This window comes from Planococcus beijingensis (assembly GCF_016820615.1).
GTDB classification, from domain to species: domain Bacteria; phylum Bacillota; class Bacilli; order Bacillales_A; family Planococcaceae; genus Planococcus; species Planococcus notacanthi.
The window spans coordinates 277,745-303,817 of the sequence record NZ_JADHDZ010000004.1; the positions used below are offsets into that span (position 1 = coordinate 277,745).

Genomic DNA, 26,073 nt, shown 5'->3' on the forward strand with positions numbered 1-26,073 from the left:
ATGGCTGGACAGAAGACGTCTTTTTACAGAGAAGTTATACAGTCTTTTTGTTTAAAACAGACATGGCGCCCATCGCCCCTGAGAACTCTCCATTATCGGGAAACACGGGAACAGAGCCACGCAGAATCGTATAACTTTTCACCACTTCTTTTAATAATGGGTTGTCGATGAAAGAAGAACCGATATACACAATGGTTGAGCTTCTGCATTGCCGTGCTGCTTGAACGCTCACCGTACTGACCGTTTCGCCAACCAACCCGATGACCGTGGCCAACAACTCTTCTTTTGTCAGATCACTTGAAATCGAAAATAAGTCTTGCCCAAAATTACTGGCCGTCAATTCACCCGAAATCGGAGGCTCCTTGCCTTCGTAGATATGCTTGACCTTCAAATCGATACGGTCACGGGATCCCTGGCTCGCCAACGCCACGATCTCATCGTAACGGGTAACACCCGTCAATAGATGGCTCAAGCCAATCAATGTCCCGCCACCGACTCCGGTACCGCCTAAGCGCTCCTGGACATTGTCCTGAATGCAATGGATGGATGTTCCGGTTCCCACATTCGTCACCAGATAAGCGTCCTCCAGAAGGTTCATCTCTTTCAGCAACACTTGTACACCAAGGTGTGTCGCTTCGAATTCCACCATCTCCTGTACCGGCTGATCGAGCAATGAAACGAGAACACCTGATTTCCCTCCTGTTACACAAACCTGACAGTCGCCAAGACCATTCACCCAGTCGGCAACCTGCTCCAATTCAGCAATCGGATATTTTTCAAAATGGACTTTCCCTTTTTCGGTATACGCCACTTTGATCAACGTACCGCCTGCATCTATTCCGACAATCATTTCCGCACCTGCTCTTTCTCGCATCCTTCTATAAAATGCCAGATAATTTATAAACATATGATGAAATTCTACCATACTCGATTATTTTATGGGAGATGTTTGCAAGTTGAATCAGTTAGCTATCTTTTTGGGGTGTTATCTACCGTCTTGCTGCGGTGAGCGCTACGTAAAAAAGAACCCCATCAAAGTCTTGCTCCAAAGAGGGCTGATTATAAGTGTTGTGCTCTACTTCCGATAATCCCTCATATGTAAACTGTTTTTTTATTGATTATAAATACTTCGTAGAGAATTTCATTAGTTGAAGGAAATAAATAAAACCCTTCACGCAGGCTTTCATGCGTGAAGGCGGAGAATAATCTGATCTTTTTCAGTTAGAATACTTCGTCATAAACGAGAGAAACTCGTCCTCTTGCCTAGTATCAATGGCAACTTTATTTTTTTGTACTTTTCCACACCTATTACATTGATGGATAATTTGATATCCTTTTTTACTTAAATAATCCCATCCTATTGGACGCATCAATCCACGGCAATTACTTGCACGGTCTCCAGGTTGATGGTCCAGATGCTTTGAATGCAAGCAAAATGGACAGTGGTTGCGAAAACTTCCATTTGTCACGGGATTAATTTGAGCTTGGCACTGTTCACATTGGAATTCGGTATTTTCTTTTTTTCTGCTCAACGTATCTTCCTCCAAGATGATTTTTTTCATCTTTGGAGAAAGGGTTCCGTTTAGTTTTTCTGACTAGGTCAGGTCCAGGCTTTCAAGGGGAATGTACAGATTCACCGCGCTGCTCTACAGTGCGATTACTTCTAGTTCCTGCTTCACAAAAGCATTTTTCATCTTTTGATCCGGACCACGATTGATTTTGTAGAATTTGTATCAACCACTGTAGGACGGCTTTTACCACCCTCCACTAGTAAGTGTTCCGCCTTAATCACTGGCATTGGCATCCGTCCCCTAGAAGACACGCCGGCAGTTTTTATCGTAGTGCAAAAAATCACTCCAATATTCAAGATAATCAGACTATTCTCTATAACTATTATGCATGAAAATATTTTTCAAAACAAACGCATTCATGTATTCTTTGATTTGTGCCTCTAAACTGGTCAATATTATCTCCCGTATAATGTGCAAAGCTATGTACTACATTTAATTTGGGAACAGAAGTTGATATTATTCCCTCTCCTTCTTTACCGTCAAAGTATACATGATAATAAGATTCTACAGTCTGGAAGTCCATTTTTTCATACCACTTCTGTACCCAATGATTATCGCGTGTCCATGCTTCAAACCGATTTAGCCCCAACGGAATGGCACGATTCACTGCTTCTTGGAGCAATTTCTCTCCGATGCCTTGACGACGATAGTCCGGATGAACGGCTATATGCCAGATCATCCCTCCCAATCCTTCACCTCTGGAGCATACACTTCGTTCCACTTGTTCATACTCTACATCTAAAAGCCCGATAATTTGCCCATCTCTCACTGCCACCAATTCAATACTCGGATTCTCATAACTCTCTTTTCGTTGCAACACATTATCGAAGTAGGCTGTATCCAAAAAAGCGAGCACTCTGCATCTAACCCAACCGATCTCATCTGTTTGACGGTATTCTCTAATTTCCATTTCCTCATCCTTTCTTTCATTTAATACCATATCAATCATCAGCACTTTTTGCACTAATTAATTGATTACTCTATTTATTATTATCTTCAGTTTCTCAAAGTTGGTATTACTTAATTTAGAAGCGTTCGTAAAAGTACACTTTTACGAACGATTTGAAAAGGGCTGAAAATGACCAAAAAGAACGTTCGTAAACATGTCAAATCACTTTACGAACGTTCGCTGATCCTCACCTACTTTTACGAACAATATGATTTTTGAGGTAATGTAAAATAATTCTACTCAGTAAAAAGCCGGATGTCTTAGTAAGACACCCGGCCACGCTGTTCATGTATCCAAAAAATTCTTTCCAACTAACTCTTTTGACGACAGTACAAATGCTTCGACTAAGCGCACGGTATTCTCAAGATCCTCTAAATCGACAATTTCAATCGGCGTGTGGGTATAACGTGAAGGAATCGATACGACGCCTGATGAAACTCCAGTCGAAGTCATGTGAATGGCTCCTGCATCCGTCCCGATCCCCATGAAAATTTCCTGTTGATAAGGAATATCTTGCTCTCCTGCTACTTTTTCCAAAAGTCCGGTGACAAGCGGATGCGAAATCAATGACTTGTCTGCAATTTTGATGCACGGACCTTGCCCAAGAACTCTGGTCCCCGTCATCAATACATCATACGTATCACTGGTCGGTGTCGTATCAATCGCCAGTGCAAAGTCTGGTTTCTTGTTCGGCGATAATACAGAAGCCCCTCTTAATCCCACTTCTTCCTGCACAGTGAAGACGCAATAGATATCGCCATGGCGTTTCTCAGGATTTGCTTGAAGCCGGTCAATCAATTCAATCAACACTGCACATCCTGCCCGGTCGTCCAGCGCTTTTCCAACTACCCGATTACGCTTTTTATCTCCCGCTAACTTCAGGCCGCTGCCATAGCTGATTGGCTGCCCCACTTTAATGCCCATTTCCAGAACTTCCTCAGCAGAAGATGCCCCGACATCGATATACATATCCCGATGAGATGCGATGCGCTTTGGATCATCCCATTTCACGTAATGAACAGCCAAAGTTCCGATCACACCTTCTATATAGCCGTCCGTTCCTTTAATAGCAACTGGCTGAGCAAGCAAGACGCGGTTATCGAATCCACCCAGCAGTTCAAAACGCAATGTTCCGTTCGGCTCGATTTTTTTGACGATAAACCCGATTTCATCCGCATGTGCTGCCAAGAGGATCGACGGCATTTCCGGATCTGTCCCTTTTACTGTGGCAATCAGATTTCCGAGCGCATCGATTTCCAGCACGTCTACTTTGTCTTGAATTTCATTTTTGATGAAACGCTGTACATCCTGTTCAAAGCCGCTTGGCCCGATCAGTTCACATAAATCTTTCAGTAACTCATACAACACCCATCCACTCCAAACTATTGGTTTGATAAATACACATCAGTCATCAAGTCATTGCTCATCGGATGCGGTTTGTAATCTTCCACATAATCGCTTTGTGCAAGCGGCGGAGTCGTATAGGCAAGCATTACCCAAGGTGCATCTTCTTGGAACAATTGCTGCGCTTCCTTGTAAAGTTCTGTGCGTTTGTCCTGATCCAGGGTTTCGCGGGCTTCTGTGATCAAGGACGTGAACTCATCACTCTTATAGAAAGCGATATTCTGCGCCGGCACTTCTGCGTTAGTCTTACTCAAGTTTGGATAAAGGAAGTTATCCGGATCAGCCATAACGCCAGTCCAGCCATACATAGCCATCGTATGCTTTCCACTCTTCGTGTCATCCAAATAAGTTGCCCACTCCGTCGACACAATTTCTGCTGTAATGCCTATTTCGGCCAGGTCTGACTGAATTGCTTCAGCAATTTTCATCGGCTCAGGCAAATAAGGGCGTGGATTGCTCATGGTATACAACTCCGTCTCAAAACCATTTTCATAGCCGGCTTCAGCCAACAGTTTTTTCGCTTCTTCGACATTGTAGTCGTATTTTTCCAAGGTATCATCGTAGCCCCATAACGAAGGAGGCAATGGACTCGTCGCCGGATCTGCCATTCCATTATAGAAAGCATCGACAATTTCCTCTTTATTGATTGCCATATTAATCGCTTTTCGCACCAATGGATCATCAAACGGCTCTTTTTCCATATTGAACGCCATGTAACCGATATTGAAGCTTGGACGTTTCTGTAGTTCGAGCCCCTGTGTCTCTTCTACGACATTGGTGTCTCCGGCATTCATTCCATCAAGCACATCGATTTCGCCGGTCTGCAGCGCGTTCAAGCGCGCCGAATTTTCGGGAATCACTTGGTAGATGAGTTTGTCCAAATAAGGTTTCCCTTCCATCCAGTAATCCGGGTTTTTTGCCAATGTAATGGTGCTGTTTCGGCTCCATTCTTCAAACATAAATGGCCCTGTACCCACTGGGTGCTCATTCAATTCGGCACCGTATTGCTCGATAGCGGCAGGACTCGCAATCCCGAACATGGATATAGCTAAATAACTGAGGAACGGAGCTGTTTTGCGCTTCAATTTGATTTCAAGCTCATGTTCTCCTGTAGCCACCACATGCTCGATCAGGTGATTTTCATCTCCTTTAAATCCGCCATAAAGAAACGGGTAGTAAGGAAAATCTCCTTGATGGTACGGGTTTTCAGTGTCCATCCACCGTTCAAAGTTGAAGACGACTGCATCGGCATTGAAATCAGTTCCATCATGAAATTTAACGCCTTCCCGCAACTGGAATGTCCAAGTCAGTCCGTCTTCACTGGAACTGTACTCGGTTGCAAGCTTCGGCTGCAGCTCCAAATTATGGTCGTATTCCAATAAGGTTTCGAAAACATTGTGGGTGACCCGAATGGATTCCCCGTCCGTCACATTAATTGGATCCAGTCCGACCGAATCCGCTCCACGGCCATAAATCAATGTGCCGCCTTGCTTGTCTTCTTCAGTCATTTCTCCCCCGCTATTTTCCGTCTCCCCTGATTCGGAGTTTCCAGAACAGGCAGCAAGCAGTAAAACCAAAATCAGCAACATATAAAATGGGCCATGCAATTTCTTCTTCATGATGTTTCCCCCTTAGCGGTTTTCTGCCTTTCCTCTACATCCTGGAAATCAAATAATTATAAATATAGACAAAAAGTAGATAAATAAAAGTATAAGGATTTTAATTTGAATTTTCAAATAAATATCCGTCTTTAATTTTAAAAAAATTTAAATCCTCCGGAACCCAGCCTTTAAATCGGCCCCCAGTTAATCAGCACGCCGATTGTCAGCATAGTAACGGCAATGACTGTCCACATCAACAATAAGGGCAACATCCACTTCGCCCATTTAATCCAAGGTACGCCCGCCACGGCAAGGCTGGCCATCAAAGGTCCGGACGTCGGGAATATACTGTTGGTGAACCCATCACCGAATTGATAGGCCTGAACAGCAACTTGCCTGGTAACGCCGATCATATCCGATAACGGCGTCAAAATCGGCATCACAATCATGGCCTGGCCGCTTCCTGAGGGAACAAGGAAGTTCAATGCACCGTTGGCGACGAACATCCCTAATGCCGCAAAGACCGGCGTCAGTCCTTCTAAAGGCACCGAAAGTGCTTGGACAAAAGTATCCAAAATCAGTGCATTTTCCATAACAATCAAGATGGCCCGGGCTACCCCGATGATCAATGCTCCATACACCAAATTTTTGCAGCCTTCCAAGAAGGTCAAAGTTAATTTATTGTAATCCATTCCCGCAATGATGCCTGCTCCAATGCCGATTATGATAAAGAATGCGGCCATATGGTCAATGGTCCATTGAAATTCGATGGTCGCATAAACAAAGAACGCCAGACACAGGCCGACAAATGACAAAATCAGCTTGTGCCGTCCGGTGAAGGGAGCATCCAGCGGAGATTCCCCTTCTGTGCCTTCATTCAGCACACCAATTAGGCTTCTCGATGGATCTGCCAATACTTTCTTTGCATAGCTCCACGTGTATAAAATCGTCACGCCGACAATCACCACAAAAGCAATAACGCGCAGCCCCATACCGGAAAACAATGGCACATCCGCAATGGACTGAGCAATACCCACTGTATAGGGATTCAAAAATCCGACATTGAATCCAGCAAATGTTGCCCCAAACGTAATGGCCACGGCCACAATGGCATCAAGCTTCAAAGCTCTTGCGATGATGACCCCAATTGCCACAAAGGGAATAATCGAGTTTGCCACCGCTCCGACTGCTCCGCCAAGAGCAAATAGGATGGAGACCAAAGCAATCAGCAGGAACTCTTTTCCTTTGGTTTTATTGACTGCCCGCAGGATGCCTCCTTTGATCGCTCCAGACCGCTCCACCACTTCGAATGCCCCACCGGCAAACAGGACCAGGAAAATCAATCCGCCCGATTGAACCATCCCTTCCTGCAAAGCAAGGAAAATGTCCATGAAACCTGTTGGATTGCTGTCAGTTTGTGCATATGTATTCGGTACGACCCGTTCTACTTCATCTACCAGTTCCCGCTCAAAAGATCCCGCCGGCACAATATAAGTAGCTGCCACAGCGATTAATAACACGATAAACAAGATGACATATGTATCAGGCATTTCAAACTTTCTTTTTTTCTTGTTTTTAGCTCCTTGCTGATTTTTAGGAACATCCATAAACAGTTCATTTCCTTTCGACTCGTTTATTTCCTCCCCACTATTTCGCCTACCGAAAAGGATTGGTTACCAGTATATAAGTTCAAAAGAAAATTATCAAATCAGTTTTTTCTAAAATTTAAGAAAAAATACTACTTTGGAGACTGAACTTCAAAGAATAGGCTTTACTTTTTGGTCAAAAAAGTAAAGCCATTCCGTTTGTTGTAGCCGGAATGGCTTTTCGTTTCTACTTTCTTGCTTTTCTTTCAACACCGGTACTATAAGAAGTGTTGACCAGCTTTAATAATTGTTCAAACTTATTTATAATATCCAACGCCAGCAAACCGTTGCCTTCTGCCGTTTTTGGATAGCCGAGCGGCACAGTGCGGCGCACTAATTGGGCGTAAAGCTCAGCTTCTGTCAATTCGCGGGCGAACTCTTTTTCTGCAATATTTTTGACCAGCACCAAAGCGCCCGAGACATGTGGCGTCGCCATGGATGTACCAGACAAGCTGGCGTGTTTTCCTCCCGGAAATGTTGAGTAGATATCAACGCCGGGAGCCACCAAGTCGATTTCGTCATTCGTGTTGCTGAAGTTCGCAATTCGGCGGTCAAAGTCTACTGCCCCAACCTGAATCACTTCACCGTATGCGCCCGGATAAGCGAATTCATCCGTATCGGAACTGTCGTCTCCTTCGTTTCCTGCCGCACAGACCACTGGAATGCCCGCATCCACTGCACGCTTAATCGCTGCATGGAGCTCTTCGACATCCTCTGGGCCGCCTAGAGACATGGAAATGACGCTTACCGTTTCTCCGTCTGGCCCTTTCCAATCTATCGCGAAATGGATACCATCAATAATCCCCTGGTATTCTCCGCCGCCTTCTCCTGACAAAACTTTTAAAATGAGCAGGTGGGCTTCCGGAGCAACACCGGCGATTCCTCCTTCTGGCCTGAAAGAAGCAGCAACTGTCCCCGCGACATGTGTGCCATGGCCGTTGTTATCGTCGAAATTAGCAACATCCCCTCCAAAGTCAGGAGTGAAGTTTCTCCCCCCTACGATGCGATCCTTGAGGTCAGGATGATCCGGCTGGCAACCCGTGTCAAGAATCGCTACGATGTTTCCTTTTCCCCGTTCTGCATCCGCCCATACTTCCGGTGCCTGGATCATCCGGACGCCTTCTGGAATCTGGGGTGCTTGTTCCATTATTTCTTCTACACGATATGGAATTAAGTGAAGCTTCGCCATTGAATTCACTCCTTATAATTTCCAATTATTTTCATACTCCTTCTATTCGTCGAAAGACTGTTAAATCCTTTATTATTTCAATGAAAAAACCGACACCCAAAAGGCATCGGTTTTCCATTTATCCATCTTATAATTGTCTAAATCCACCTGTATTGGCACGGACATTGACTTCAGAATATTTCTTGAGGTCTTTTTCTTTCGATAGCATCGTTCCAACCCATCCGCCGATGAAACCAAGCGGCACAGATAACAGAGCCGGATTCGTCAATGGGAAGATCGGGTCGCCCACTAAAATTGCTGCGCCGACTTCCGGGCTCATTACGCTCGGGCTGAGCGATACCAGCACTAAAGCTGAAATTAAGCCTGTCAGAATCGCCGATATCGCTCCCGTTGTATTGAAGCGTTTCCAGAAGATCGTGTAGACGATAACCGGCAGATTCGCGCTGGCGGCAATACAGAATGCCAGTGATACCAGGAACGCTACGTTCAAGCTTTGGGCAAAGATTGCCAAAAGAATCGAGAACGCCGAAACCCCAAGAGACGCATAGCGTGCCGCCAACATTTGCTGGCGCTCAGTCGCTTGGCCTTTTTTGATGATTTGGCCGTAAATATCATGGGCAAAAGCTGAAGCACCTGTCAAAACCAATCCCGCTACTACAGCGAGAATCGTTGCAAATGCGACTGCCGAAATGAATGACATCAGTATGTCTCCACCCAATGCTTGAGCCAATAACGGTGCCGCCATGTTACCGGCCGGATTTGTGGAAGTAATTAAATCAGATCCAACGAAAGCCGCTGCGCCGAAACCAAGGAAAATCGTCATAACGTAGAAAATTCCGACGATCCATGTAGCCCACATGACCGAGCTGCGTGCAGTTTTTGCATCTTTTACAGTAAAGAAGCGCATAAGGATATGCGGCAGTCCTGCAGTACCCAATACTAGAGCCAGCATCAACGAAATGGTATCCAAAGGAATTTTGTATCTAACTCCCGGACTTAAATAGGCTTCTCCGTGAGGCGTAGCCGTTTTCATTTGCGTAAACATTTCCAGGATATTGAAATTGAAATTCTTTAATACGAGGAAAGATAAAATGACTGTACCGACCATCAACAGAACGGCTTTGATGATTTGCACCCAACTTGTAGCGGTCATCCCACCGAACAAAACATAGATGGTCATCATAACTCCGACAAGCAGAACCGCCCAAATGTAATCTATGCCAAACAGCAGCTGAATCAATGCACCTGCACCTACCAGCTGTGCAATCATGTAAAAAATAACGATGGTGATAGAGCTTAACGCCGCTGCCCCACGAACTTTTTTCGCATTAAAACGGGCATTGATCATGTCAGCAAGAGTGTATTTTCCTAAGTTGCGCAATGGTTCAGCAACGATGAACAGTACTACCAAATAAGCGACAAGGTAGCCGATGGAGAAAAGAAAGCCATCAAATCCGAACAAAGCTATCGCCCCTGCAATCCCAAGAAAAGAAGCGGCTGATAAATAATCTCCCGCAATAGCCAACCCATTCTGCCAGCCGGTTAAACCGCCTCCTGCAGTATAAAAATCACTCGCGGAGTTTGTCCGTTTTGCTGCATAATAAGTAATGACAAGGGTAATCCCAACTATAAAAACAAAAATGGCTATAACCGTAGCATTCATCGAGTTTCCTCCTCGTCATAATCAAATTCCTTCAGTGTATCTTTAGCCATTTCATCGAATTTCTCTGCACGCTTCATGTAAACGGTTACAAGTATCCAAGTCATAGCGAATAGACTGAATGCAAATACCCATGCCCAAGTGATGTCCCCGATAAAAGTGGCGTCTAACCAATTCGTGTAAGAAATCACAATATTAAATAATAGATAAAGTCCTAAAAATAAAATAGTCGTCGGAATCAAAAAACGTTTCTTTCTGCGCATCAAATCCCTGAAACCTGCTGAGTTTTCAATCTGCTGAAAATCCGGTATATGCCCGTCAGGTCTCTCATGCACCTGATTCTCATTTTCACTCTCACGCTGTTTCGCCGTGCTTGTGATGACTTTCTCCACATTCTCCACCCCTTTAATTTTTTATTTTTTCTGAATCTATAAACAATTAAAGCATCTATTGTTTTTAGAGTCAATGATTGATTAGTAAAAATATGTTAATAAGAACGATTGGAAATTACCGGGAAGAAAAGAAGCTCTCATTTAGATAAAGAGGAATACTGCAACTTTCTTGACCGTGTGAATCCAAACAAAGGGTTTCGATCTTTTTTACAGAATACCATTAGAAAGACGTATAACGAGGAGCCAATAGAATGAAAAAATGGATGATATATGGAGCAAATGGTTATACCGGAGAACTGATTGCCCGGGAAGCTGTCAGAAGAGGAATGTCACCGGTGCTTAGTGGCCGCAACGCTGAGAAGATCCGTCCCTTAGCAGAAGAATTATCTTTGGAATTTCAAGCATTTCCCTTAAACGACCAGGCAGCAGGCCATTTGAAGGAAATCGACTTGGTTCTCCATTGTGCCGGCCCTTTTGAAACAACCAGTGCACCTATGATTGAGGCCTGCCTGTCAGCCAAAACGGATTACTTGGATATCACCGGTGAAGTTTCTGTATTCGAACATACCCACTCCCAGCATGAACGGGCCAAAGAAAAAGGGATTGTTCTTTGTTCAGGAGTCGGCTTTGACGTCGTACCGACAGATTGCATCGCCTTAAAGTTGAAAGAAGAAATGCCGGACGCAACGGAATTGTCACTCGGGTTCGATTCGGATTCCGGGATCTCACCTGGTACCTTCAAAACCATGATCCAAGGTTTGGGATCCGGCAGCATACACAGAAAAAATGGTGTACTGGAGGCAGTTCCGATTGGCAAACAGCGCCGGATCATCGATTTCGGACGCGGTTCACGCTCTGCGATGGGAATCCCTTGGGGAGATGTTTCCACAGCTTTTTATACTACTGGCATCCCGAACATTTCCGCTTGGATCCCTATGCCAAAGGCGCAACTATACAGCACCCGTTTGATTGGCGCCGCAGGTCCGTTATTGGCCACGGATTGGGTGAAAGAGAAGCTGGAAAAACAAGTGGATAAACGGGTCAAAGGCCCGGATAGCGATTTACGCGCCAATTCCCCCGCTTATATTTGGGGAGAAGCCAAAAACCGGAAAGGCGTCATCAAAGTCGCTCGGATCCAAACAGCGAATGTTTACGATCTGACTGTTTATGGTTCATTAGAAATCGTCCGCCGCTTACTGGAGAAAAAAATCGAAGGCGGCTCCTACACACCGGCCGGGCTTTTCGGTTCAAACTTAGTTGAAAGCCTCCCGGGTTCCGGAACTTTTGAAATCGATTCTTTTTTTCCTTATTGAAACGAGAATACGACCGGAAGAGCTCCATTTTCCCAACAAAAAAAAGACAAATCCGGTAAACCCGAATTTGTCTTTATCTTAACTAATGTTCTTACTCATTACTTGCATCCGTTGATTGAACAAAGTCGGATAAGACAAGAAGCCCAACATGACACTGGTGACAGCGGCTGTTGTCAACAACAGAAACATGATCAGCAGCTGGAATTGGACCGCTTGGATCGGATCCGCCCCAGCGATGATCTGCCCGCTCATCATTCCCGGCAGCTGTACAAGCCCAACCGTTTTCTGGCTTTCGATGGTTGGGATCATACTGGCTTTTATCGAATTGATCAATTGTGTATGGATGGCTTGTTTGGGTGTCCCTCCAAGCGACAGGATCAGTTCGGTCTCATCTTGATGCGACTCGACTTCAGCTGTAAAACGGTTGAGGAAGAGAATCGACAGCACCATTGAATTCCCGATGACCATTCCGCTGATCGGAATGATGTATTGCGCGGTGGCAGGCGTAATATTGAAGCCCAGCAAAATGCCTTGCGTCAACACTTCTACAAACACCAAGGTGACAGCTACTTTCGAAGTGATCCCTTGAATCGCCGCCCCTTTTTTCTGGGCATTATGGGTAGCCGCCACAATCATCAAAGCGACCATCAGGAAAATATAGATCAGGCTCTCCGAATCAAAAACAAATTTCAATACATAACCGACTGCCAGCAATTGCACGATCGAACGCAGCGTGGCGATGATTGTGTCCCGTTCCAGCCCCAGTTTCAAGGTTTTGGACAATAAGAGCGGAATGACCACAAAAATCAAAGTGATTGATAACGTTAAATAGCTCATCCCGCTTCCCCCCTGACAAACCGTCTGACCTTGTCATTGGACGGGTCATTGAGCAAGTCGCTTTCTCCCGTTTCCACCACTTCGCCGTCCATCATCACCCATGTGAAATCACCGATTTCCAGGGCTTGCTGAAGGTTATGGGTGATCCAAATAATAGTCGTCCCGTATTTCCGGTTGATTTTGACGATCAATTCCTCAATTTCTTTCAAAGAAGTGCGGTCCAGAGAAGAAGTGATTTCGTCGAGCAGCAAAACCTCTGGTTTGTTGACCAGCGTCCGGGCGATAGAGACCTTTTGGCGTTGGCCACCGGATAAGTCTTTGACTTTCCGCTCCAGCAGTTCCTCTTCCAGCCCGACATCATGCAGCAATTCAACCGCTTCGGCTTTGGATAAAGACTTTCCTTGCAGCTCCAGTGGCAGGACTAAATTTTTATAGACGCTGCCGCCAACCATTGGAGCGCTTTGAAGTGCAATGCCGACCATTCGGCGCAGCTCAACCGGCTCATAGTCTTCAATGGGCCGGTCTTTAATGTAGACTTCTCCAGCAGCAGGAGACAATAAACCATTGCATAACTTCAATAATGTTGTCTTTCCCGCTCCCGAAGGGCCTACGAGCGTCGTAATCTTGCCTTCTGGGAACGAGCCGGTAATGCCTTTTAAAATTTGATTTTTCCCAAATGAAAAATCCACGTGATTAAAATGTATAGCCGGTTTGTAGGTTACAGACACGAACCTCACATCCTTTCGAGCAGAAAAACAGCACATATTTTGCTATGTGCTGCTCGCTTTATTAATCTTCCAGTTTTCTCTGGGCAAATTCGTCGTCCATTTTCAGGAAGTACTCTCCGCCTTCTTCAATGGCTCTCACTCTTGCAATGATGTCGCGGAAAGATTTTTCTTCCTCCATTTGCTCTTCGATGAACCAGTCCAGGAAGGAAAGTGTCGCATGTTCCTGCAACTCATCAGCCAATGTAACCAATGCATAAATATTGCTGGTCACCGATTTTTCCTGTGACAATGAACTTTCCAGTACGTCCAATGCGCTGACAAAATGATTTTTCGGTTCAGTCAAAGCTTGCAAAACCGGCTTTTCATCCATTGTCACCAAGTAATGATAGAATTTCATGGCATGGTAATGCTCTTCTCTTGATTGGATCAAATAGAAATTGGCAAATCCGTGATAGCCTTTTTTGGAGAAATAAGCCGCCATTGCAGTATAAGCATGTGCTGCCTGTAATTCATTATTGAATTGATCATTCAATGCATTCGTCAATTTTTCTGATAACATGTTCATTCCTCCTGATTTCTTATTTAGAATTATTATAATGTAGATAATATACCACAGCGCCATCAGATAATCAAATCAAATGAGAATATTATTATTTAGATGAGAATAAATATCAACTATAATAGGAATTATTTATTTTTAAATGATAATAATTATTATTTAGAAACAACAAAGTGCTTTTAACTTACTTTTAGTAACATGATGTAGTAAGATATCATAGAGATAAGGTTCATATAGGGGGAAACAGGATGACAGACATGAAATTAGATCCAAAAGTATTTGCGATATTAAAAGAAAAAATCCAAATGATCAAAACAGAAGAAGGAGCTGTCTACTTAGTTGGACCAATTCGGCTGCCGGTGAACTTATATGATGAAACGTTCGTATTCAACTGGTATTGCTGGTTGAGCCTTGAAGAAGTGACTGAAGATTACGAGAGCATCATCGAAAAGTTGAGCTCAGCAAATCTTGCAGAATATCAGCAATCAAGCGTTCTTGTTTATGGAGATTTTGAAAATGATGCAGAAGCCTTGATCCGCATGCACTCCATCTGCCATACAGGTGACATTTTTGGCAGCAAACGCTGTGATTGCGGCTATCAATTGAAACAATCCATGAAACGAATTACAGACCATGGCACTGGCGCATTATTTTATTTGGCAAACCACGAAGGACGCGGCATCGGTTTGTTCAGCAAAGCGATGGCATACGTATTGCAGGAAAATGGCTACGATACTGTTGAAGCCAATGAACGCTTAGGCTACGTGGATGATTCCAGAAATTACGGAGATGCCATCGCCGTGCTGCAAGCATTGCGTACCAAGCCGGTTACGTTGATGACCAATAATCCGAAAAAAGTGGCGGCCATTGAAAAAGCCGGTCTTCAAATCGCTTCAAGAACCTCTCTGTGGGGAGACGAATCCGAATACAACGCCAACTACCTGCAGACCAAAATCAACCGCTCCGGCCATCTTAAAGACGGGGAGGATATTGTCCATGTCAAGCCATGAATTTTATATGGATCTTGCACTCTACAATGCGAAGAACATGAAAGGCCAGACAGATCCCAATCCTTTGGTCGGCTCTGTCATCGTCAATGACAACCGTGTTGTCGGCATTGGCACTCACCTGAAAGCCGGTGAGCCCCATGCGGAAGTCCATGCCCTTCGCATGGCAGGTGATTTGAGCCGTGGTGCAACGATTTATGTAACGCTTGAGCCATGCTCACATTTCGGACGGACGGGCCCCTGTGCCCAAGCCATCATCGATGCGGGCATCAAAAAAGCCATCGTGGCCACACTCGATCCAAATCCGATTGTATCCGGCAACGGTGTCCGTATGCTGGAAGAAGCCGGTATTGAAGTGATTGTTGGCGTCCGCGAGCAGGAAGCCCGAGAAATGAATGAAGTGTTCAATAAATTTATTGTTGAAAAGACTCCTTTTGTGACCTTGAAAGCCGCTTCAACACTGGATGGCAAAATCGCGACCCATTCCCTCGACAGCAAATGGATCACATCCGAGGAAGCGCGGTTAGATGTCCATCTTCTGCGCAGCCAGCATATGGCGATATTGGTCGGCGTCGGAACCGTAGTCGAAGACGATCCGGAATTGACAGCACGTATTCCAAACGGTCGAAATCCGCTCCGCGTTGTCCTTGATTCGACACTTCGCATTCCACTGGACTCGAAGCTTGTTACGGATGGCATTGCGGATACTTGGATTTTTACAAGCAAACAGTACGATGCCGACAAACGCAAAGCGTTGGAAGCTCTTGGCATTTCCATTTACGAAACCAGCAGCGATACCCAAGTGGATGTGTCGGATGTCGTCCGTGTACTCGGCGAAAAAGGAATTTCTTCACTCTTTATTGAAGGCGGCGGCACCATCAATGCGGCGTTCCTTGAAAATGGGCTGATTGACAAAGTAGTCTTCTACTTTGCCCCTAAACTTGTCGGCGGCAAAATCGCGCCGACTTTCATTGAAGGAACAGGCATTGAATGGATGAAAGATGCCATTGATCTTCGTAATGGGGAATTCACCAAAATCGGCAAGGACTTTAAATTTACGGGCTATCCCGAAAAGCGAGGCAGCAATGTATGAGATTCGGCTTTGATGTAGACGATACTTTGATCAATTTGCGTGAATACGCGTTTCATTATTACCAGGAACAACTGGGCCAAAAAGTGGACATCGATATTTTCCATGCCTTGAACCGAGTGGAAATACATGAGGCGTTCGGTTTAAGTGATGATGAAGGAAAAAAAATGTGGAATCAGTCCCTGGACTTCCTTTATTTCACGGACTGCCCTCTTTACCCCGGCGCGCTTGAACTCTTGAAGCAACTCGAGTCGGAAGGACATGACATTTTCTACATTACGTCACGGCCGCCGGAGCATACAGAAAATACATTCAGCTGGCTGATTAACCAGGGATTCCCTGTCATCCGGGAAAACTTCTTCTGCGGCATGAAGGATTCGGAAAAAGCAGGCATCATCAAAGACCTGAATCTGGATTATTACTTCGATGACAAGCCGGCAGTTTTGGATACCTTGACGAACGATCCGGTAAAGGCGATCGTCAAAGACCAGTCCTATAACCGCCACCTCGATTTGCCGCGTGTGGAAAACTGGGATGAATTGGGCGATTTGATCAATAGCGAAATTAAATGAAGGCCTTGGCAGCCATAATCGCACTTCCTATGAATATTGAATCTGTTTATCAATGAAAAAACCACATTCCTGAGAATGTGGTTTTTTGTTTTATACACCTGAATAAGCCAGGAACCCGCCGTCTACAGGCACGGTAATCCCTGTGACAAAGCCGGAATAGTTTTCATCTAAAAGCCACAGCATCGTTCCGACCAAATCTTCCGGTTTGCCGAAACGTTTCATCGGCGTGCTGGCCATGATTTTCCCGGAACGGGGTGTCAGCGAACCATCTGCATTGGTGAGCAGGTCTTTGTTCTGTGCTGTCAGGAAAAACCCAGGCGCAATAGCGTTGACACGCAAATTCTCTTCTGCAAAATGGACAGCCATCCACATGGTGAAATTATTGATGGCTGCTTTTGCCGCACTATAGGCCGGAACTTTTGTCATCGGCGAGTAAGCACTCATAGAAGAAATGTTCAAAATAACCGGTGCATCTTGCTTCAGCAATTCCTTGCCGAATACTTGGCTGGCTAAGAATGAGCCGGTGAAGTTGCTCGCGAAGACGCGCGAAAAACCGTCTTCTCCCAATTCGAAAAAGGATTTTCCTGTCGCATCTTCTTCATGGATTTCAACATCGGTAATAGCATCGGGGTGATTGCCCCCTGCTCCATTGATCAGAATATCAATCCGTCCGAAGGCTTCCAGAATCTGTGCTTTGGCTTTTTCTAAAGAGTCTCTATCCAATACATCGGCTGCTACTGCGATCGCCTGGCCGCCTGCATCTTTGATTTCATCTGCCACGCCTTGTCCTTTTTCAGCTGTGCGGTTCAGGATGGCTACATTCACTTTTTGAAGGGCAAGTTGTCGCGCCATTTCCGAACAAAGAACGCCACTTCCACCGGTGATGACAGCTGTTCGTCCTGCAATATTTTCATGAGTTGAAAACATAGTATCCTCCCTTATTTTGATTGATGTGCATCCCACAGCCCTAGAAGATACATGATTCCCAGTGCCCGGTCATATAACCCGTATCCAGGCCTGCATTCTTCATTCCAGATATGGCGGCCGTGATCCGGACGGGCATATCCCGAATAATTTTGTTTTGAAAATTCACGGACTACACCGTTCAAGTCGATTGAACCGTCCTGTGTATAATGGGAGGTTTCAATAAAGTCGCCGTTCTCGAAAATCTTCACATTGCGCAGATGGGCAAACGGTGAATGCTTGGCATATTTTGAAGCCAGGTCCACCATATCGTTTTCGGGGTTAGCCCCCATCGAACCTGTGCAGAACGTAATGCCGTTGGATGGCGAATTCGAGATTGAAATTAGACGCTCCCAGCTCTCTTCGCCTGTCATGATGCGCGGCAAACCGAATATGGACCAAGGTGGATCGTCCGGATGGATCGCCATTTGGATACCACTCGCTTCTGCGGTCGGCAAAATTTCCTGAAGGAAATAAGTAAGATTTCCCCATAGCTGTTCTTCATCCATGCCTTCGTATGCCGCAAAAAGTTCCTGAATACGCGCCATCTTCTCCGGTTCCCATCCCGGGAGTGTCAAATCAGAAGCAGACGCTACCGTTTCAATCAGTTCCGCAGGCTCTAGGGATTCAATCTTCTCCTTTTCAAAGAATAAGGCAGTGGAACCATCCGGAAGGGGATGGTACAAAGAAGTACGTGTCCAGTCGAATATCGGCATGAAGTTATAACAGATCACTTTGACGCCGGCTTCCCCTAAATTGCGGATTGTCTCTTTGTAGTTTTCAATATACTGATCGCGCTCTTCATTGCCTAATTTAATGGATTCATGGACATTGACACTTTCTACCACGTCAGCATGGAAACCATAAGATTTAATATACTCAACTTCTGAATCGATTTCTTCCTTTGTCCAAACTTCTCCAGCCGGCTTGTGGTGAAGCGCCCAAACAATTCCTTTGGTTCCTGGAATCTGCTTGATTTGTTCTAATTGCACGCTATCATTGCCGCGGCCATACCAGCGAAATGTGATATTCATAAGAGCCCTCCTTCTTTAAGCCAATTCTTTGAGATAGTCCTTAACCAATTGAGTAACGCCTTGTTCTCCAGATGAACGGTACGCTTTCGTTAAATCAGTACCGATGCCGACTGCTACAGCTCCGGCATCCAGCCATGCGTTCATGTTCTTGATATTAATGCCGCCTGTTGGCATGATGCGCACTTTCGGCAATGGTCCGTTGACCGAACCAATAAAGGAAGGTTCGAACCCGTTGGCAGGGAATAATTTCAGGATGTCACAGCCCCACTCAGTCGCCTCGACCATCTCTTTGATCGTCATGCAACCCGGCAAATACGGCACATTGTAGCGATTGCAGACTTTGGCAATTTCCGAATTAAAGCTTGGACTGACGACAAATTCAGCACCGTGCAGCAACGCATGGCGAGCGGTCTCTGCATCAAGAACCGTTCCTGCGCCAATCAGCGCCTGCGAACCCGCCAGTTTTTCAAAGACCTGTGAAACATTCGGTGTCGTGTAGGTCAATTCGATGGCCGTTAAGCCACCAGCCACTGCAGCTTCAGCCACAGCTATCGCTTCCTCTGCATCCTTGCCGCGTATTACAGCAACGATTTTAGCATCCAGTATTTGTTGATATACTTCCATTTTCGGAATCATCTGCAACTCTCCTCATTCAAAGACAATTAATGCTTTTCTCACTTTGTCCGGATTATTTTCAACAAATGTAAATGCTTCCTGTACCTCGTCCAATGAGAACTTATGCGTAATTAAACCACCGGACGTTAGTTTTCCACTGTTCAAGAGGCTTACCACTTTTCCAAACTGATTCGTTTGCAGTCTTGAACCGACAATGGTGATTTCCTTTTTGGTAATCGGCAATTGCGGAATTGCCGATGGCCGCTCATCAAACCCCAGAATAACGACATTGCCTGCAGGCGAAACAAGGTCGATGCTAAGTTCAACAGTAGCAGGCAGGCATACCGCATCGATGACGACATTGACCCCTTCGTTCGACGTAAGCTCAAGCACGCGCTCTTTGACGGATTCAGTGCCCGCATTGATGACTTCGTCAGCACCGCTTTCCTTCGCAAAAGCCATTCGTTCTTCACTCAGATCTGTCATGTAAACTATGGCTCCTGCGACTTTGGCCAATTTCAAAATACAGATGCCGATGGGCCCGCAGCCTTGAATCAGAACCGTATCCCCTTTTTCAACCCCTCCACGCCATACCGCTTGCGCGCCGATTGTATAGGGCTCTGCCAGGACCGTTTCGTCCCAAGCCAACTCTTTATCGACGGCATGGAGCTGCTTTTCAGGCAACACTATAAATTCGCGCATGCCTCCATCTTCATGAACACCAAAAACCGATAATTTTTCACAAACATTCGGACGGCCTTTTCGGCAAGCGTAACATTCACCGCAGTAATTGATCGGCTCTATGACTACGTGATCTCCAATTTCCAGCGTTTCCACAGAACTTCCCACTTTGACCACTTCGCCGGCCACTTCATGTCCAACGACACGGGGGTAGGTGGCCAAAGGGTTTGTTCCATGGTAAATGTGCATATCAGAGCCGCAAATTCCTACGCGTTTCACTTTAACCAATACCTCATCGCTGTTCTGAATTTTCGGGAGTTCCTGATCGATAATTTGCATGTTATGAGCTTCTGGAACTTGGACTGCTTTCATTTTAACAACCACCTATTCAAATAGACTTGGTAAGAACAACGTAATTTGCGGTACAAAAGCGACCAGCATAAGCACGACTAAACTGACTCCGAGGAAAGGCACCAATTCCCTTGCTGTTTTCCCAATGGATACCTTCCCAATCTGGGAAGCGACGAAGAGACAGACGCCTACAGGTGGCGTCACCAAGCCAATTACCAAGTTCAATACCATCATGACACCAAATTGGATTGGATCCATTCCGACTGTCAGTGCGACCGGCAATAATACAGGGAATAGGATGACCAATGCCGCAATTGTTTCCATAAACGTACCTACAAAAAGTAACAGCAAATTAATCAATAAAATAACGATGATGGCATTCGTTGAAATGCCAAGAATCGATTCCGCGACCAGCTGTGGAATCTGTTCGCGCACCATAATCCAGCCAAACAAGTTAGCAAATCCGACAAGCAACATGATGGATGCTGTCGCCGTCATGGAAGAAAGCATAATTTCCGGTATTTTTTTAACCGGCAATTCTTTATAGACAAAAATACCAATGACAAAGGCATAAAGAACAGCAATAATTGAAGCTTCTGTCGGCGTAAAGAAACCGCCTAAAATTCCGTAAAGAATGATGAATGTCATCAGCAATGCCCAAAAAGCACCAGTGAAGCTTTTCCAAATGGTTTTAATAGATTGACGATCACCTTTCGGATAGTTCCGCTTTACTGAAATAATATACGTCGGAATCATTAACCCCAGTCCCAATAGAATGCCCGGAAGTGCACCAGCTAAAAATAGATCGCCAATGGATAGAGAAGCTAATGTACCTACGATGATCATAGGCAAAGAAGGCGGAATAATAGGGCCCACAGTAGAAGAAGAAGCTGTTACAGCAGCGGAAAATCCTGCTCCGTATCCTTCTTTTTTCATCGCAGGTATTAGAATAGAACCGATACTTGCGGTATCCGCAAGTGCTGTTCCCGAGATCCCTGCAAAGCCCATTGAAGCCCCGACGTTGGCAAGTCCCAAACCGCCACGGATATGCCCAAAAAGGTCGTTGGCGAACTTGATGATCCGATTGGTTATGCCGCCCGCATTCATTAAGTTGCCTGCCAGGATAAATCCTGGAATACAAAGCAGAACAAATGAGTTGAGTCCTCCAAACATCCGTTGAGGAATGATGTTGAGAGGGATCCCTGCCAACATCAGATAGATAAAGGAAGCCAGTCCAAGACTAAAAGCTACTGGAACTCCCAGAAAAATTAATGCGATGAAGGATACAAAAAGTAAAGTAGCCATTAGAAATCATCCTCTCCAAAGTTCTGGCTGTAATCCTGTTTATTTTTGATCAAATCGATAATTTTCAAAACTGCATAAAACACCAGGAATACACTCATGATCAATAGAGAAGCATGCACAACTGACATTTGAAAAGGCATAGTTGCCGATCGTTGATTATCCCCTAACAATGTAAAACTATATCCTTGAACGACCATTACCAGACTTAATAAGATGATGGCCAAATATATGACGATTTCGTAGTATCTCCGAAAGTTATCCGGCATTCTGTTGAGAATCATATCCACATTGATAAATTCATTTCTCATTAAAGCCAAGGGGGCACCGAAAGCAATGCCGTATAAGAAAAGGTAGCGCGTCAGCTCTTCGGTCCAGATGAAGGAAAACGGTGCAAAACGCGAAATAATCTGGATGGTGACAATAATGATAACGCCAGCAAAGCTGAGCACTGTCAAAAAGGAGAGTGTGGCGTCAATTAATTTCCGGAAATTTGTCATCTGAATTCATTCCTTCCCTAATGGAAAGGCATATTTGGCCATTACAGCCAAACATGCCATGCTTATATATTATTCAACTGCAAGGATCTGTTCGTACAATTCCAATTGCTCCGGAGACAATGAAGCTTCGACAGCCGGTGTCATGGCTTCGCGGAAAGCATCCTGATCGACATCAACAAATTCCATACCGGCATCTGTCAATTCCTGCTCAATTGTCGAGATCTCAGTTTCATACAATTCTTCACCTAAAGCCTGAGCTTCTGCAGCAGCATCTTGAACCACTTTTTTCAAGTCATCAGACAATGCATTATACTGCTCGTTGCCTACTAGGATGTAGATCCATGAATAGACATGTTCAGTGCGGTTTACGTAATCCTGTACTTCAGCCAATCCACCACTTTGAATCAAATCAACCGGGTTTTCCTGGCCATCGATTACCCCTTGCTGCAAGCCTGTAAAGACTTCATTGAAATCCATTACTTGCGGAGAAGCGCCAGCAGCCTGCCATACATCCAGGAACAAAGGAACGTTTGGCACACGCATGCTAAAACCACTCAAGTCATCAGGAGAAGTAATTGGCTCGTTTGATGTTAAATTACGTGGAGCGCGTGTATGGTAGTAAAGAGCCGTCAACCCTGCTTCATCACTGATTTCTTGTTTGATTTGTTCACCGATGTCCCCTTCAACCACTGACTTCACATGATCCAGATCACGGAACGCGTAAGGAACTGCCATCAATGCGGCATTAGGAGCCCAGTTTTGCAAAGTTTCCCCTGAAATAACCATGTCAGCTGTTCCAGCTTGAATAGAGTTAATTGTGTCTGTTTCGCCGCCAAGTGAGTTATTGGGATAAATAGTGATTTCCATTTGGCCGTCGGAATTTGCTTCCACCAGTTCTTCAAATTTCAAAGCGGTTTGATGCCAGATGTGATTTTCATCAGCTAAATGGCCGAATCTCCACTCGATTGCATCGCCCGAACCGCCGCCTTCTTCTGCCGCATCATTTGAACCACAAGCTCCCAATACCAATACGGATGCAAATACACCTGTTAGCCACTTCTTTTTCATTTCTATTCTCCCCTTTGTTTTTTATTGGTTTTTCAAATACTCATAAGTAGTTTCTGCAAGTTGAACGCCCTGTTTGCGATTACGCTCTTCATTTTTCTGTTCAATCTCTCCAGGAACTAGCACCTGGCTGAAACCTTCACCTGCTGGAACATCTCGAATCTCTTGGATCATCCTATCCATTTGTTCCAAAAAGTTTTCAGCATCTGTGAAGAAAGATGGGTTGATCACGCAAAAATAATGGCCCAGTTTCCGTTTCTTTTCCAACTCTTCATACATTGGATTGATATGTGGCCCGAATGCCATGCCTGCAAGCAGACCCGAGAATATATCGACAATCATAGATAAACCCGAGCCTTTCGGACCGCCGAATGGCATCAAAGAAACCACATCTGAAGGATTTGTCACCGACGCTCCATTTTTATCCACACCCCAACCTTCCGGAATAGCTTTACCCTCCTCTTTGTGTTGAAGAATTTTCCCCAAAGCAACATTTGATGTGGCCATATCCAAAATGAATGGCTTTTCAGATTTAGCTGGAACACCATAGGCAATTGGGTTCGTTCCGAGGAAGGATTCCCGGCCGCCAAATGGGACGACAATTTTGTCGGTATGGGTCATTGCGATGCCAATCAGTTGCTGTTCAGTCGCTTCTTGGACAAAATAGCTGAGCGCTCCGCAATGGCTGCTGTTCATCGCTGTTACCATGCCTACGCCATTTTCTTTCGCCATCTGGATGGCATGCTTCATCGCGATATCCGCTACAACATGGCCAAAACCATCGTCCCCATCAACCACCCCGGTCACCGGACCGGTTTGATTGAACGAAATATCCGGCGTTGGATTGATTCCTCCGGCCTTGAGCCGCTTCATGTAATGTTCTGTGCGCAATGCCCCGTGTGAATTCACGCCACGCAAATCTGCGTGAATAAGGATGTCGGCAATTTTGCCGGCCTGATCTTCACTGATGCCAGCGCTTACAAGTTTTTCTCTGATTAACTTTTGGACTTCCGTAAAAGCCACAGTTACAGTTGCCATAGCCTTCCTCCTATCGTTCTACAGATTTAATATTGCCGAGAAAGTTTTCAACTTCCTCCAGATAAGGCAACCCTTCATTGTCTCCAGTGACTGTAGTAACGAGAGCTCCAACGCCATTGGCAAAGCGCAATAAGGCTTCTTCGTCGAACTGATGCAGCGTTCCGTAAATATAACCCGCATCAAAGCCGTCTCCTGCTCCAACTGTATCGACAGGCGTTACAGAAAATCCAGCCGCTTTGATCCAGCGCCCTTCTCTGTAGAGCATCGATCCTTTTGCTCCGTCTTTGATGACAAAATCTCGGATCTTAAAGCGTTCTGCATACTCGACTAACTCTTCCAGTGTTTGTTTTTTTGAAATCATCTGGATTTCATCCAGCCCTGTCAGCAGAATATCCACGTCCGAGAAAATGGTTTCGTAAGCTTCACGCGCTTTCTCGATGGTCCATAATTTCAAACGGATATTGGGATCAAAAGAAACGAGGATATCTTTTCGTTTCGCGATAGCCAGAATTTTTTGGGCTATTGCCATATTCTGTTCTCTGAGAGCTAAGTAAACCCCCGTTAAATGAACTACGTGGATGCCTTCGAATAATTCTTCCATGATGTCTTCTTCTGAAAGAAAAGAAATGGGAGAAGGGTCTCTGTAATAAAATGTTTTCCCCGATCCATCAGCATGAATTTCTTTAAAGTTCACTGATGTCGGTATGCCTTCTACAAAATCCACTGACGAAACATCAACGCCTTCGCCGCGAGCAAAATTATAAATCACCCGGCCGAATTCATCTTTACCTAACCTGCTGATCCACTTGCTGTTAAGTCCCAATCGCGCACAGCCAATTGCAAAGTTCATTTCAGCACCGCCGACCTTGCGTTCAAACTGTGTTACGTATTTCAGCGGCCCTGTGCTAGAAGGATTCATGGTAATCATGGCATCCCCAATGGTTAATACGCCAAATTCTTTAGGCAAACTCTCACCTCCCTTAATTTATACAGATTCTCTTTCAACCAAAATTGGAAGATAACGCCGTTCTTCATATTCTTCTTTAAAATCTTTGCTGCCAATCAATTCGAGAAGGGTATGTGCAGCATCTTGCCCAATTTCAAAAGTCGGCTGCCTGATAACAGAAATCGGCGGCGTTGCAATTGCCAGAAACGGTGAATCATCGATAGCAATCACACCGATATCCGCTGGAATAGACAGTCCATTTTTCTTGATGAATTTCAGCAATTCAATCAAAGCCAAATCGTTAGTCGCAAAAAATGCTTCAGGCCGATTAGTGGAATCCCACAAATGCTGGAGCCGATTGCCGATTTCCTGTTTATTTTGTGCGATAATCCAGTCTTCTTCAATTTCGAGTCCGTACTCTGCCATCGCTTTTTTGTACCCGTTGATGCGTTCAATCCGCGGTGTTACATGTTGTGTGATGGAAGTAGAAACCAAACCTACTTTCTTCTTCCCTTTTTTGACCAATTGGTCTACAGCGATTCTTGAAGCGCTTTCATTATCGAGCAACAAGGTCGGAAAAATCGCTTCGTTGATCTTTCTGTCGACGAAGACAATGGGGAACTCTGCATTTTTTAATTGCTTGTAATAATCGTAATTGCCGTTGGTCGGAAAAATAATCAAGCCGTCCACTTGCTTTGCCACCAGCATGTCAATATAAGCCCGTTCCTTTTCCGGCTGATCGTCGGCATTGCAGACGAAAAGATGAAATCCATTCCTTTCGCATTCGTCTTCAATGGCGCGAATAATTTCAGTTGAGAACGTATGCAGAATATTTGCTACAATCACTCCGATAGTTCCGGTTTTTTTCTGTTTCAAACTTTTCGCTACCTGATTTGGAATATAACCTAAGTCTTTGATAGCGGCTTCAACTCGTAGTTTTGTCGACGCCCCCATAAACTCAAAACGATTATTTATATACTGGGAAACAGTGCTTTTAGACACTCCCGCTTTTAAAGCTACGTCTTGCATTGTTATTTTTTTCATGGTATCTCCTCGCACT

Annotated in this window: 26 protein-coding genes and 1 other annotated feature; of the genes, 4 read left to right on the plus strand and 22 right to left on the minus strand. The window is 45.0% G+C overall.

The features are described 5' to 3' along the window. Positions 1-34: 34 nt before the first annotated feature. From coaW to IRE19_RS12390, 9 genes are all read right to left on the minus strand, one after another. Complete coding sequence (coaW, locus tag IRE19_RS12350; RefSeq protein WP_203340617.1) at positions 35-850, minus strand: type II pantothenate kinase; 816 nt, start codon at positions 848-850, stop codon at positions 35-37. 367 nt (positions 851-1,217) lie between these two features. Continuing rightward, on the minus strand, positions 1,218-1,532 hold the full coding sequence (locus tag IRE19_RS12355) for an RNHCP domain-containing protein (protein WP_203340618.1): 315 nt from the start codon (positions 1,530-1,532) through the stop codon (positions 1,218-1,220). Between the two features lie 81 nt (positions 1,533-1,613). Further along, positions 1,614-1,788, minus strand: a sequence feature (16S ribosomal RNA rRNA prediction is too short). Between the two features lie 105 nt (positions 1,789-1,893). Then, complete coding sequence (locus IRE19_RS12360; protein WP_203340754.1) at positions 1,894-2,481, minus strand: GNAT family N-acetyltransferase; 588 nt, start codon at positions 2,479-2,481, stop codon at positions 1,894-1,896. Positions 2,482-2,805: 324 nt separating this feature from the next. Continuing rightward, positions 2,806-3,888 (minus strand): M42 family metallopeptidase, encoded by a 1,083-nt coding sequence (locus tag IRE19_RS12365; protein ID WP_349291276.1) that lies wholly within the window; start codon positions 3,886-3,888, stop codon positions 2,806-2,808. 14 nt (positions 3,889-3,902) lie between these two features. Beyond that, positions 3,903-5,543 carry an ABC transporter substrate-binding protein gene (locus IRE19_RS12370; protein WP_203340619.1) on the minus strand — a complete coding sequence of 547 codons (1,641 nt, stop codon included), beginning with the start codon at positions 5,541-5,543 and terminating at the stop codon, positions 3,903-3,905. 170 nt (positions 5,544-5,713) lie between these two features. After that, positions 5,714-7,132 carry a YfcC family protein gene (locus tag IRE19_RS12375; RefSeq protein ID WP_238943202.1) on the minus strand — a complete coding sequence of 473 codons (1,419 nt, stop codon included), beginning with the start codon at positions 7,130-7,132 and terminating at the stop codon, positions 5,714-5,716. Between the two features lie 226 nt (positions 7,133-7,358). Continuing rightward, positions 7,359-8,360 (minus strand): S8 family peptidase, encoded by a 1,002-nt coding sequence (locus tag IRE19_RS12380; protein WP_203340620.1) that lies wholly within the window; start codon positions 8,358-8,360, stop codon positions 7,359-7,361. Between the two features lie 127 nt (positions 8,361-8,487). Then, entirely contained in the window at positions 8,488-10,023 is a 1,536-nt protein-coding gene (locus IRE19_RS12385; RefSeq protein ID WP_203340621.1) for a solute symporter family protein, read from the minus strand. Then, positions 10,020-10,412: a DUF485 domain-containing protein gene (locus IRE19_RS12390; protein ID WP_203340622.1), complete on the minus strand. Its 393-nt coding sequence runs from the start codon at positions 10,410-10,412 to the stop codon at positions 10,020-10,022. Before IRE19_RS12390 ends, IRE19_RS12385 begins: the two co-directional genes overlap by 4 nt. Positions 10,413-10,663: 251 nt before the next feature. Here IRE19_RS12390 and IRE19_RS12395 point away from each other — a divergent pair, with 251 nt between their 5' ends. Beyond that, on the plus strand, positions 10,664-11,725 hold the full coding sequence (locus tag IRE19_RS12395; protein WP_203340623.1) for a saccharopine dehydrogenase family protein: 1,062 nt from the start codon (positions 10,664-10,666) through the stop codon (positions 11,723-11,725). 78 nt (positions 11,726-11,803) lie between these two features. On the opposite strand, the gene IRE19_RS12400 is transcribed toward IRE19_RS12395, so the two are convergent. The 3 genes from IRE19_RS12400 to IRE19_RS12410 all read right to left on the minus strand — a co-directional run bounded on the left by IRE19_RS12400 (position 11,804) and on the right by IRE19_RS12410 (position 13,849). Then, entirely contained in the window at positions 11,804-12,562 is a 759-nt protein-coding gene (locus tag IRE19_RS12400) for an ABC transporter permease (RefSeq protein WP_203340624.1), read from the minus strand. Beyond that, positions 12,559-13,290: an ATP-binding cassette domain-containing protein gene (locus IRE19_RS12405; RefSeq protein ID WP_203340625.1), complete on the minus strand. Its 732-nt coding sequence runs from the start codon at positions 13,288-13,290 to the stop codon at positions 12,559-12,561. Before IRE19_RS12405 ends, IRE19_RS12400 begins: the two co-directional genes overlap by 4 nt. A gap of 61 nt (positions 13,291-13,351) precedes the next feature. After that, the gene (locus IRE19_RS12410; RefSeq protein WP_191715238.1) at positions 13,352-13,849 is read right to left on the minus strand and encodes a ferritin; all 498 of its coding nucleotides are present in this window, start codon (positions 13,847-13,849) and stop codon (positions 13,352-13,354) included. A gap of 248 nt (positions 13,850-14,097) precedes the next feature. Between IRE19_RS12410 and IRE19_RS12415 the strand changes: the two genes are divergently transcribed. The 3 genes from IRE19_RS12415 to IRE19_RS12425 are packed head-to-tail and all read left to right on the plus strand — an operon-like array spanning position 14,098 to position 16,518. After that, the gene (locus tag IRE19_RS12415; protein ID WP_191715237.1) at positions 14,098-14,859 is read left to right on the plus strand and encodes a GTP cyclohydrolase II; all 762 of its coding nucleotides are present in this window, start codon (positions 14,098-14,100) and stop codon (positions 14,857-14,859) included. Continuing rightward, a complete protein-coding gene (gene ribD, locus IRE19_RS12420) occupies positions 14,846-15,949 on the plus strand; it encodes a bifunctional diaminohydroxyphosphoribosylaminopyrimidine deaminase/5-amino-6-(5-phosphoribosylamino)uracil reductase RibD (protein WP_203340626.1) in 1,104 nt (367 codons plus the stop codon). The genes IRE19_RS12415 and ribD overlap by 14 nt, the downstream gene beginning before the upstream one ends. Next, positions 15,946-16,518: a 5' nucleotidase, NT5C type gene (locus IRE19_RS12425; protein WP_203340627.1), complete on the plus strand. Its 573-nt coding sequence runs from the start codon at positions 15,946-15,948 to the stop codon at positions 16,516-16,518. The genes ribD and IRE19_RS12425 overlap by 4 nt, the downstream gene beginning before the upstream one ends. 90 nt (positions 16,519-16,608) lie before the next feature. On the opposite strand, the gene IRE19_RS12430 is transcribed toward IRE19_RS12425, so the two are convergent. The 10 genes from IRE19_RS12430 to IRE19_RS12475 form a co-directional block, all read right to left on the minus strand. Then, positions 16,609-17,445, minus strand: a complete 837-nt coding sequence (locus tag IRE19_RS12430; RefSeq protein WP_203340628.1) for an SDR family oxidoreductase — start codon at positions 17,443-17,445, stop codon at positions 16,609-16,611. Positions 17,446-17,456: 11 nt separating this feature from the next. Continuing rightward, the gene (gene uxuA / locus IRE19_RS12435) at positions 17,457-18,515 is read right to left on the minus strand and encodes a mannonate dehydratase (RefSeq protein ID WP_203340629.1); all 1,059 of its coding nucleotides are present in this window, start codon (positions 18,513-18,515) and stop codon (positions 17,457-17,459) included. A 15-nt stretch (positions 18,516-18,530) separates the two neighbouring features. Then, positions 18,531-19,151 (minus strand): bifunctional 2-keto-4-hydroxyglutarate aldolase/2-keto-3-deoxy-6-phosphogluconate aldolase, encoded by a 621-nt coding sequence (locus IRE19_RS12440; protein WP_203340630.1) that lies wholly within the window; start codon positions 19,149-19,151, stop codon positions 18,531-18,533. 12 nt (positions 19,152-19,163) lie between these two features. After that, a complete protein-coding gene (locus IRE19_RS12445) occupies positions 19,164-20,183 on the minus strand; it encodes a zinc-binding alcohol dehydrogenase family protein (protein ID WP_203340631.1) in 1,020 nt (339 codons plus the stop codon). A gap of 12 nt (positions 20,184-20,195) precedes the next feature. Further along, entirely contained in the window at positions 20,196-21,467 is a 1,272-nt protein-coding gene (locus IRE19_RS12450; RefSeq protein WP_203340632.1) for a TRAP transporter large permease, read from the minus strand. Then, positions 21,467-21,964, minus strand: coding sequence for a TRAP transporter small permease (locus IRE19_RS12455; protein WP_203340633.1), 498 nt, complete (start codon positions 21,962-21,964; stop codon positions 21,467-21,469). The genes IRE19_RS12450 and IRE19_RS12455 overlap by 1 nt, the downstream gene beginning before the upstream one ends. 69 nt (positions 21,965-22,033) lie before the next feature. Further along, positions 22,034-23,032: a TRAP transporter substrate-binding protein gene (locus tag IRE19_RS12460; RefSeq protein ID WP_203340634.1), complete on the minus strand. Its 999-nt coding sequence runs from the start codon at positions 23,030-23,032 to the stop codon at positions 22,034-22,036. A gap of 21 nt (positions 23,033-23,053) precedes the next feature. Beyond that, the gene (allD, locus tag IRE19_RS12465; protein ID WP_203340635.1) at positions 23,054-24,067 is read right to left on the minus strand and encodes an ureidoglycolate dehydrogenase; all 1,014 of its coding nucleotides are present in this window, start codon (positions 24,065-24,067) and stop codon (positions 23,054-23,056) included. A 10-nt stretch (positions 24,068-24,077) separates the two neighbouring features. Further along, complete coding sequence (locus tag IRE19_RS12470) at positions 24,078-25,034, minus strand: sugar kinase (RefSeq protein ID WP_203340636.1); 957 nt, start codon at positions 25,032-25,034, stop codon at positions 24,078-24,080. Positions 25,035-25,052: 18 nt separating this feature from the next. Beyond that, positions 25,053-26,057 (minus strand): LacI family DNA-binding transcriptional regulator, encoded by a 1,005-nt coding sequence (locus IRE19_RS12475; protein ID WP_203340637.1) that lies wholly within the window; start codon positions 26,055-26,057, stop codon positions 25,053-25,055. Between the last annotated feature and the right edge of the window lie 16 nt (positions 26,058-26,073).

Coding starts and splice junctions, on each gene's coding strand:
- uxuA (WP_203340629.1), bottom strand. CDS start 18,515: ATGAATATCACATTTCGCTGGTATGGCCGCGGCAATGATAGCGTGCAA.
- IRE19_RS12445 (WP_203340631.1), bottom strand. CDS start 20,183: ATGAAAGCAGTCCAAGTTCCAGAAGCTCATAACATGCAAATTATCGAT.
- coaW (WP_203340617.1), bottom strand. CDS start 850: ATGATTGTCGGAATAGATGCAGGCGGTACGTTGATCAAAGTGGCGTAT.
- IRE19_RS12360 (WP_203340754.1), bottom strand. CDS start 2,481: ATGGAAATTAGAGAATACCGTCAAACAGATGAGATCGGTTGGGTTAGA.
- IRE19_RS12385 (WP_203340621.1), bottom strand. CDS start 10,023: ATGAATGCTACGGTTATAGCCATTTTTGTTTTTATAGTTGGGATTACC.
- IRE19_RS12430 (WP_203340628.1), bottom strand. CDS start 17,445: ATGTTTTCAACTCATGAAAATATTGCAGGACGAACAGCTGTCATCACC.
- ribD (WP_203340626.1), top strand. CDS start 14,846: ATGTCAAGCCATGAATTTTATATGGATCTTGCACTCTACAATGCGAAG.
- IRE19_RS12370 (WP_203340619.1), bottom strand. CDS start 5,543: ATGAAGAAGAAATTGCATGGCCCATTTTATATGTTGCTGATTTTGGTT.
- IRE19_RS12425 (WP_203340627.1), top strand. CDS start 15,946: ATGAGATTCGGCTTTGATGTAGACGATACTTTGATCAATTTGCGTGAA.
- IRE19_RS12400 (WP_203340624.1), bottom strand. CDS start 12,562: ATGAGCTATTTAACGTTATCAATCACTTTGATTTTTGTGGTCATTCCG.
- IRE19_RS12380 (WP_203340620.1), bottom strand. CDS start 8,360: ATGGCGAAGCTTCACTTAATTCCATATCGTGTAGAAGAAATAATGGAA.
- IRE19_RS12410 (WP_191715238.1), bottom strand. CDS start 13,849: ATGTTATCAGAAAAATTGACGAATGCATTGAATGATCAATTCAATAAT.
- IRE19_RS12450 (WP_203340632.1), bottom strand. CDS start 21,467: ATGGCTACTTTACTTTTTGTATCCTTCATCGCATTAATTTTTCTGGGA.
- IRE19_RS12440 (WP_203340630.1), bottom strand. CDS start 19,151: ATGATTCCGAAAATGGAAGTATATCAACAAATACTGGATGCTAAAATC.
- IRE19_RS12395 (WP_203340623.1), top strand. CDS start 10,664: ATGAAAAAATGGATGATATATGGAGCAAATGGTTATACCGGAGAACTG.
- IRE19_RS12375 (WP_238943202.1), bottom strand. CDS start 7,132: ATGGATGTTCCTAAAAATCAGCAAGGAGCTAAAAACAAGAAAAAAAGA.
- IRE19_RS12475 (WP_203340637.1), bottom strand. CDS start 26,057: ATGAAAAAAATAACAATGCAAGACGTAGCTTTAAAAGCGGGAGTGTCT.
- allD (WP_203340635.1), bottom strand. CDS start 24,067: ATGGCAACTGTAACTGTGGCTTTTACGGAAGTCCAAAAGTTAATCAGA.
- IRE19_RS12460 (WP_203340634.1), bottom strand. CDS start 23,032: ATGAAAAAGAAGTGGCTAACAGGTGTATTTGCATCCGTATTGGTATTG.
- IRE19_RS12455 (WP_203340633.1), bottom strand. CDS start 21,964: ATGACAAATTTCCGGAAATTAATTGACGCCACACTCTCCTTTTTGACA.
- IRE19_RS12415 (WP_191715237.1), top strand. CDS start 14,098: ATGACAGACATGAAATTAGATCCAAAAGTATTTGCGATATTAAAAGAA.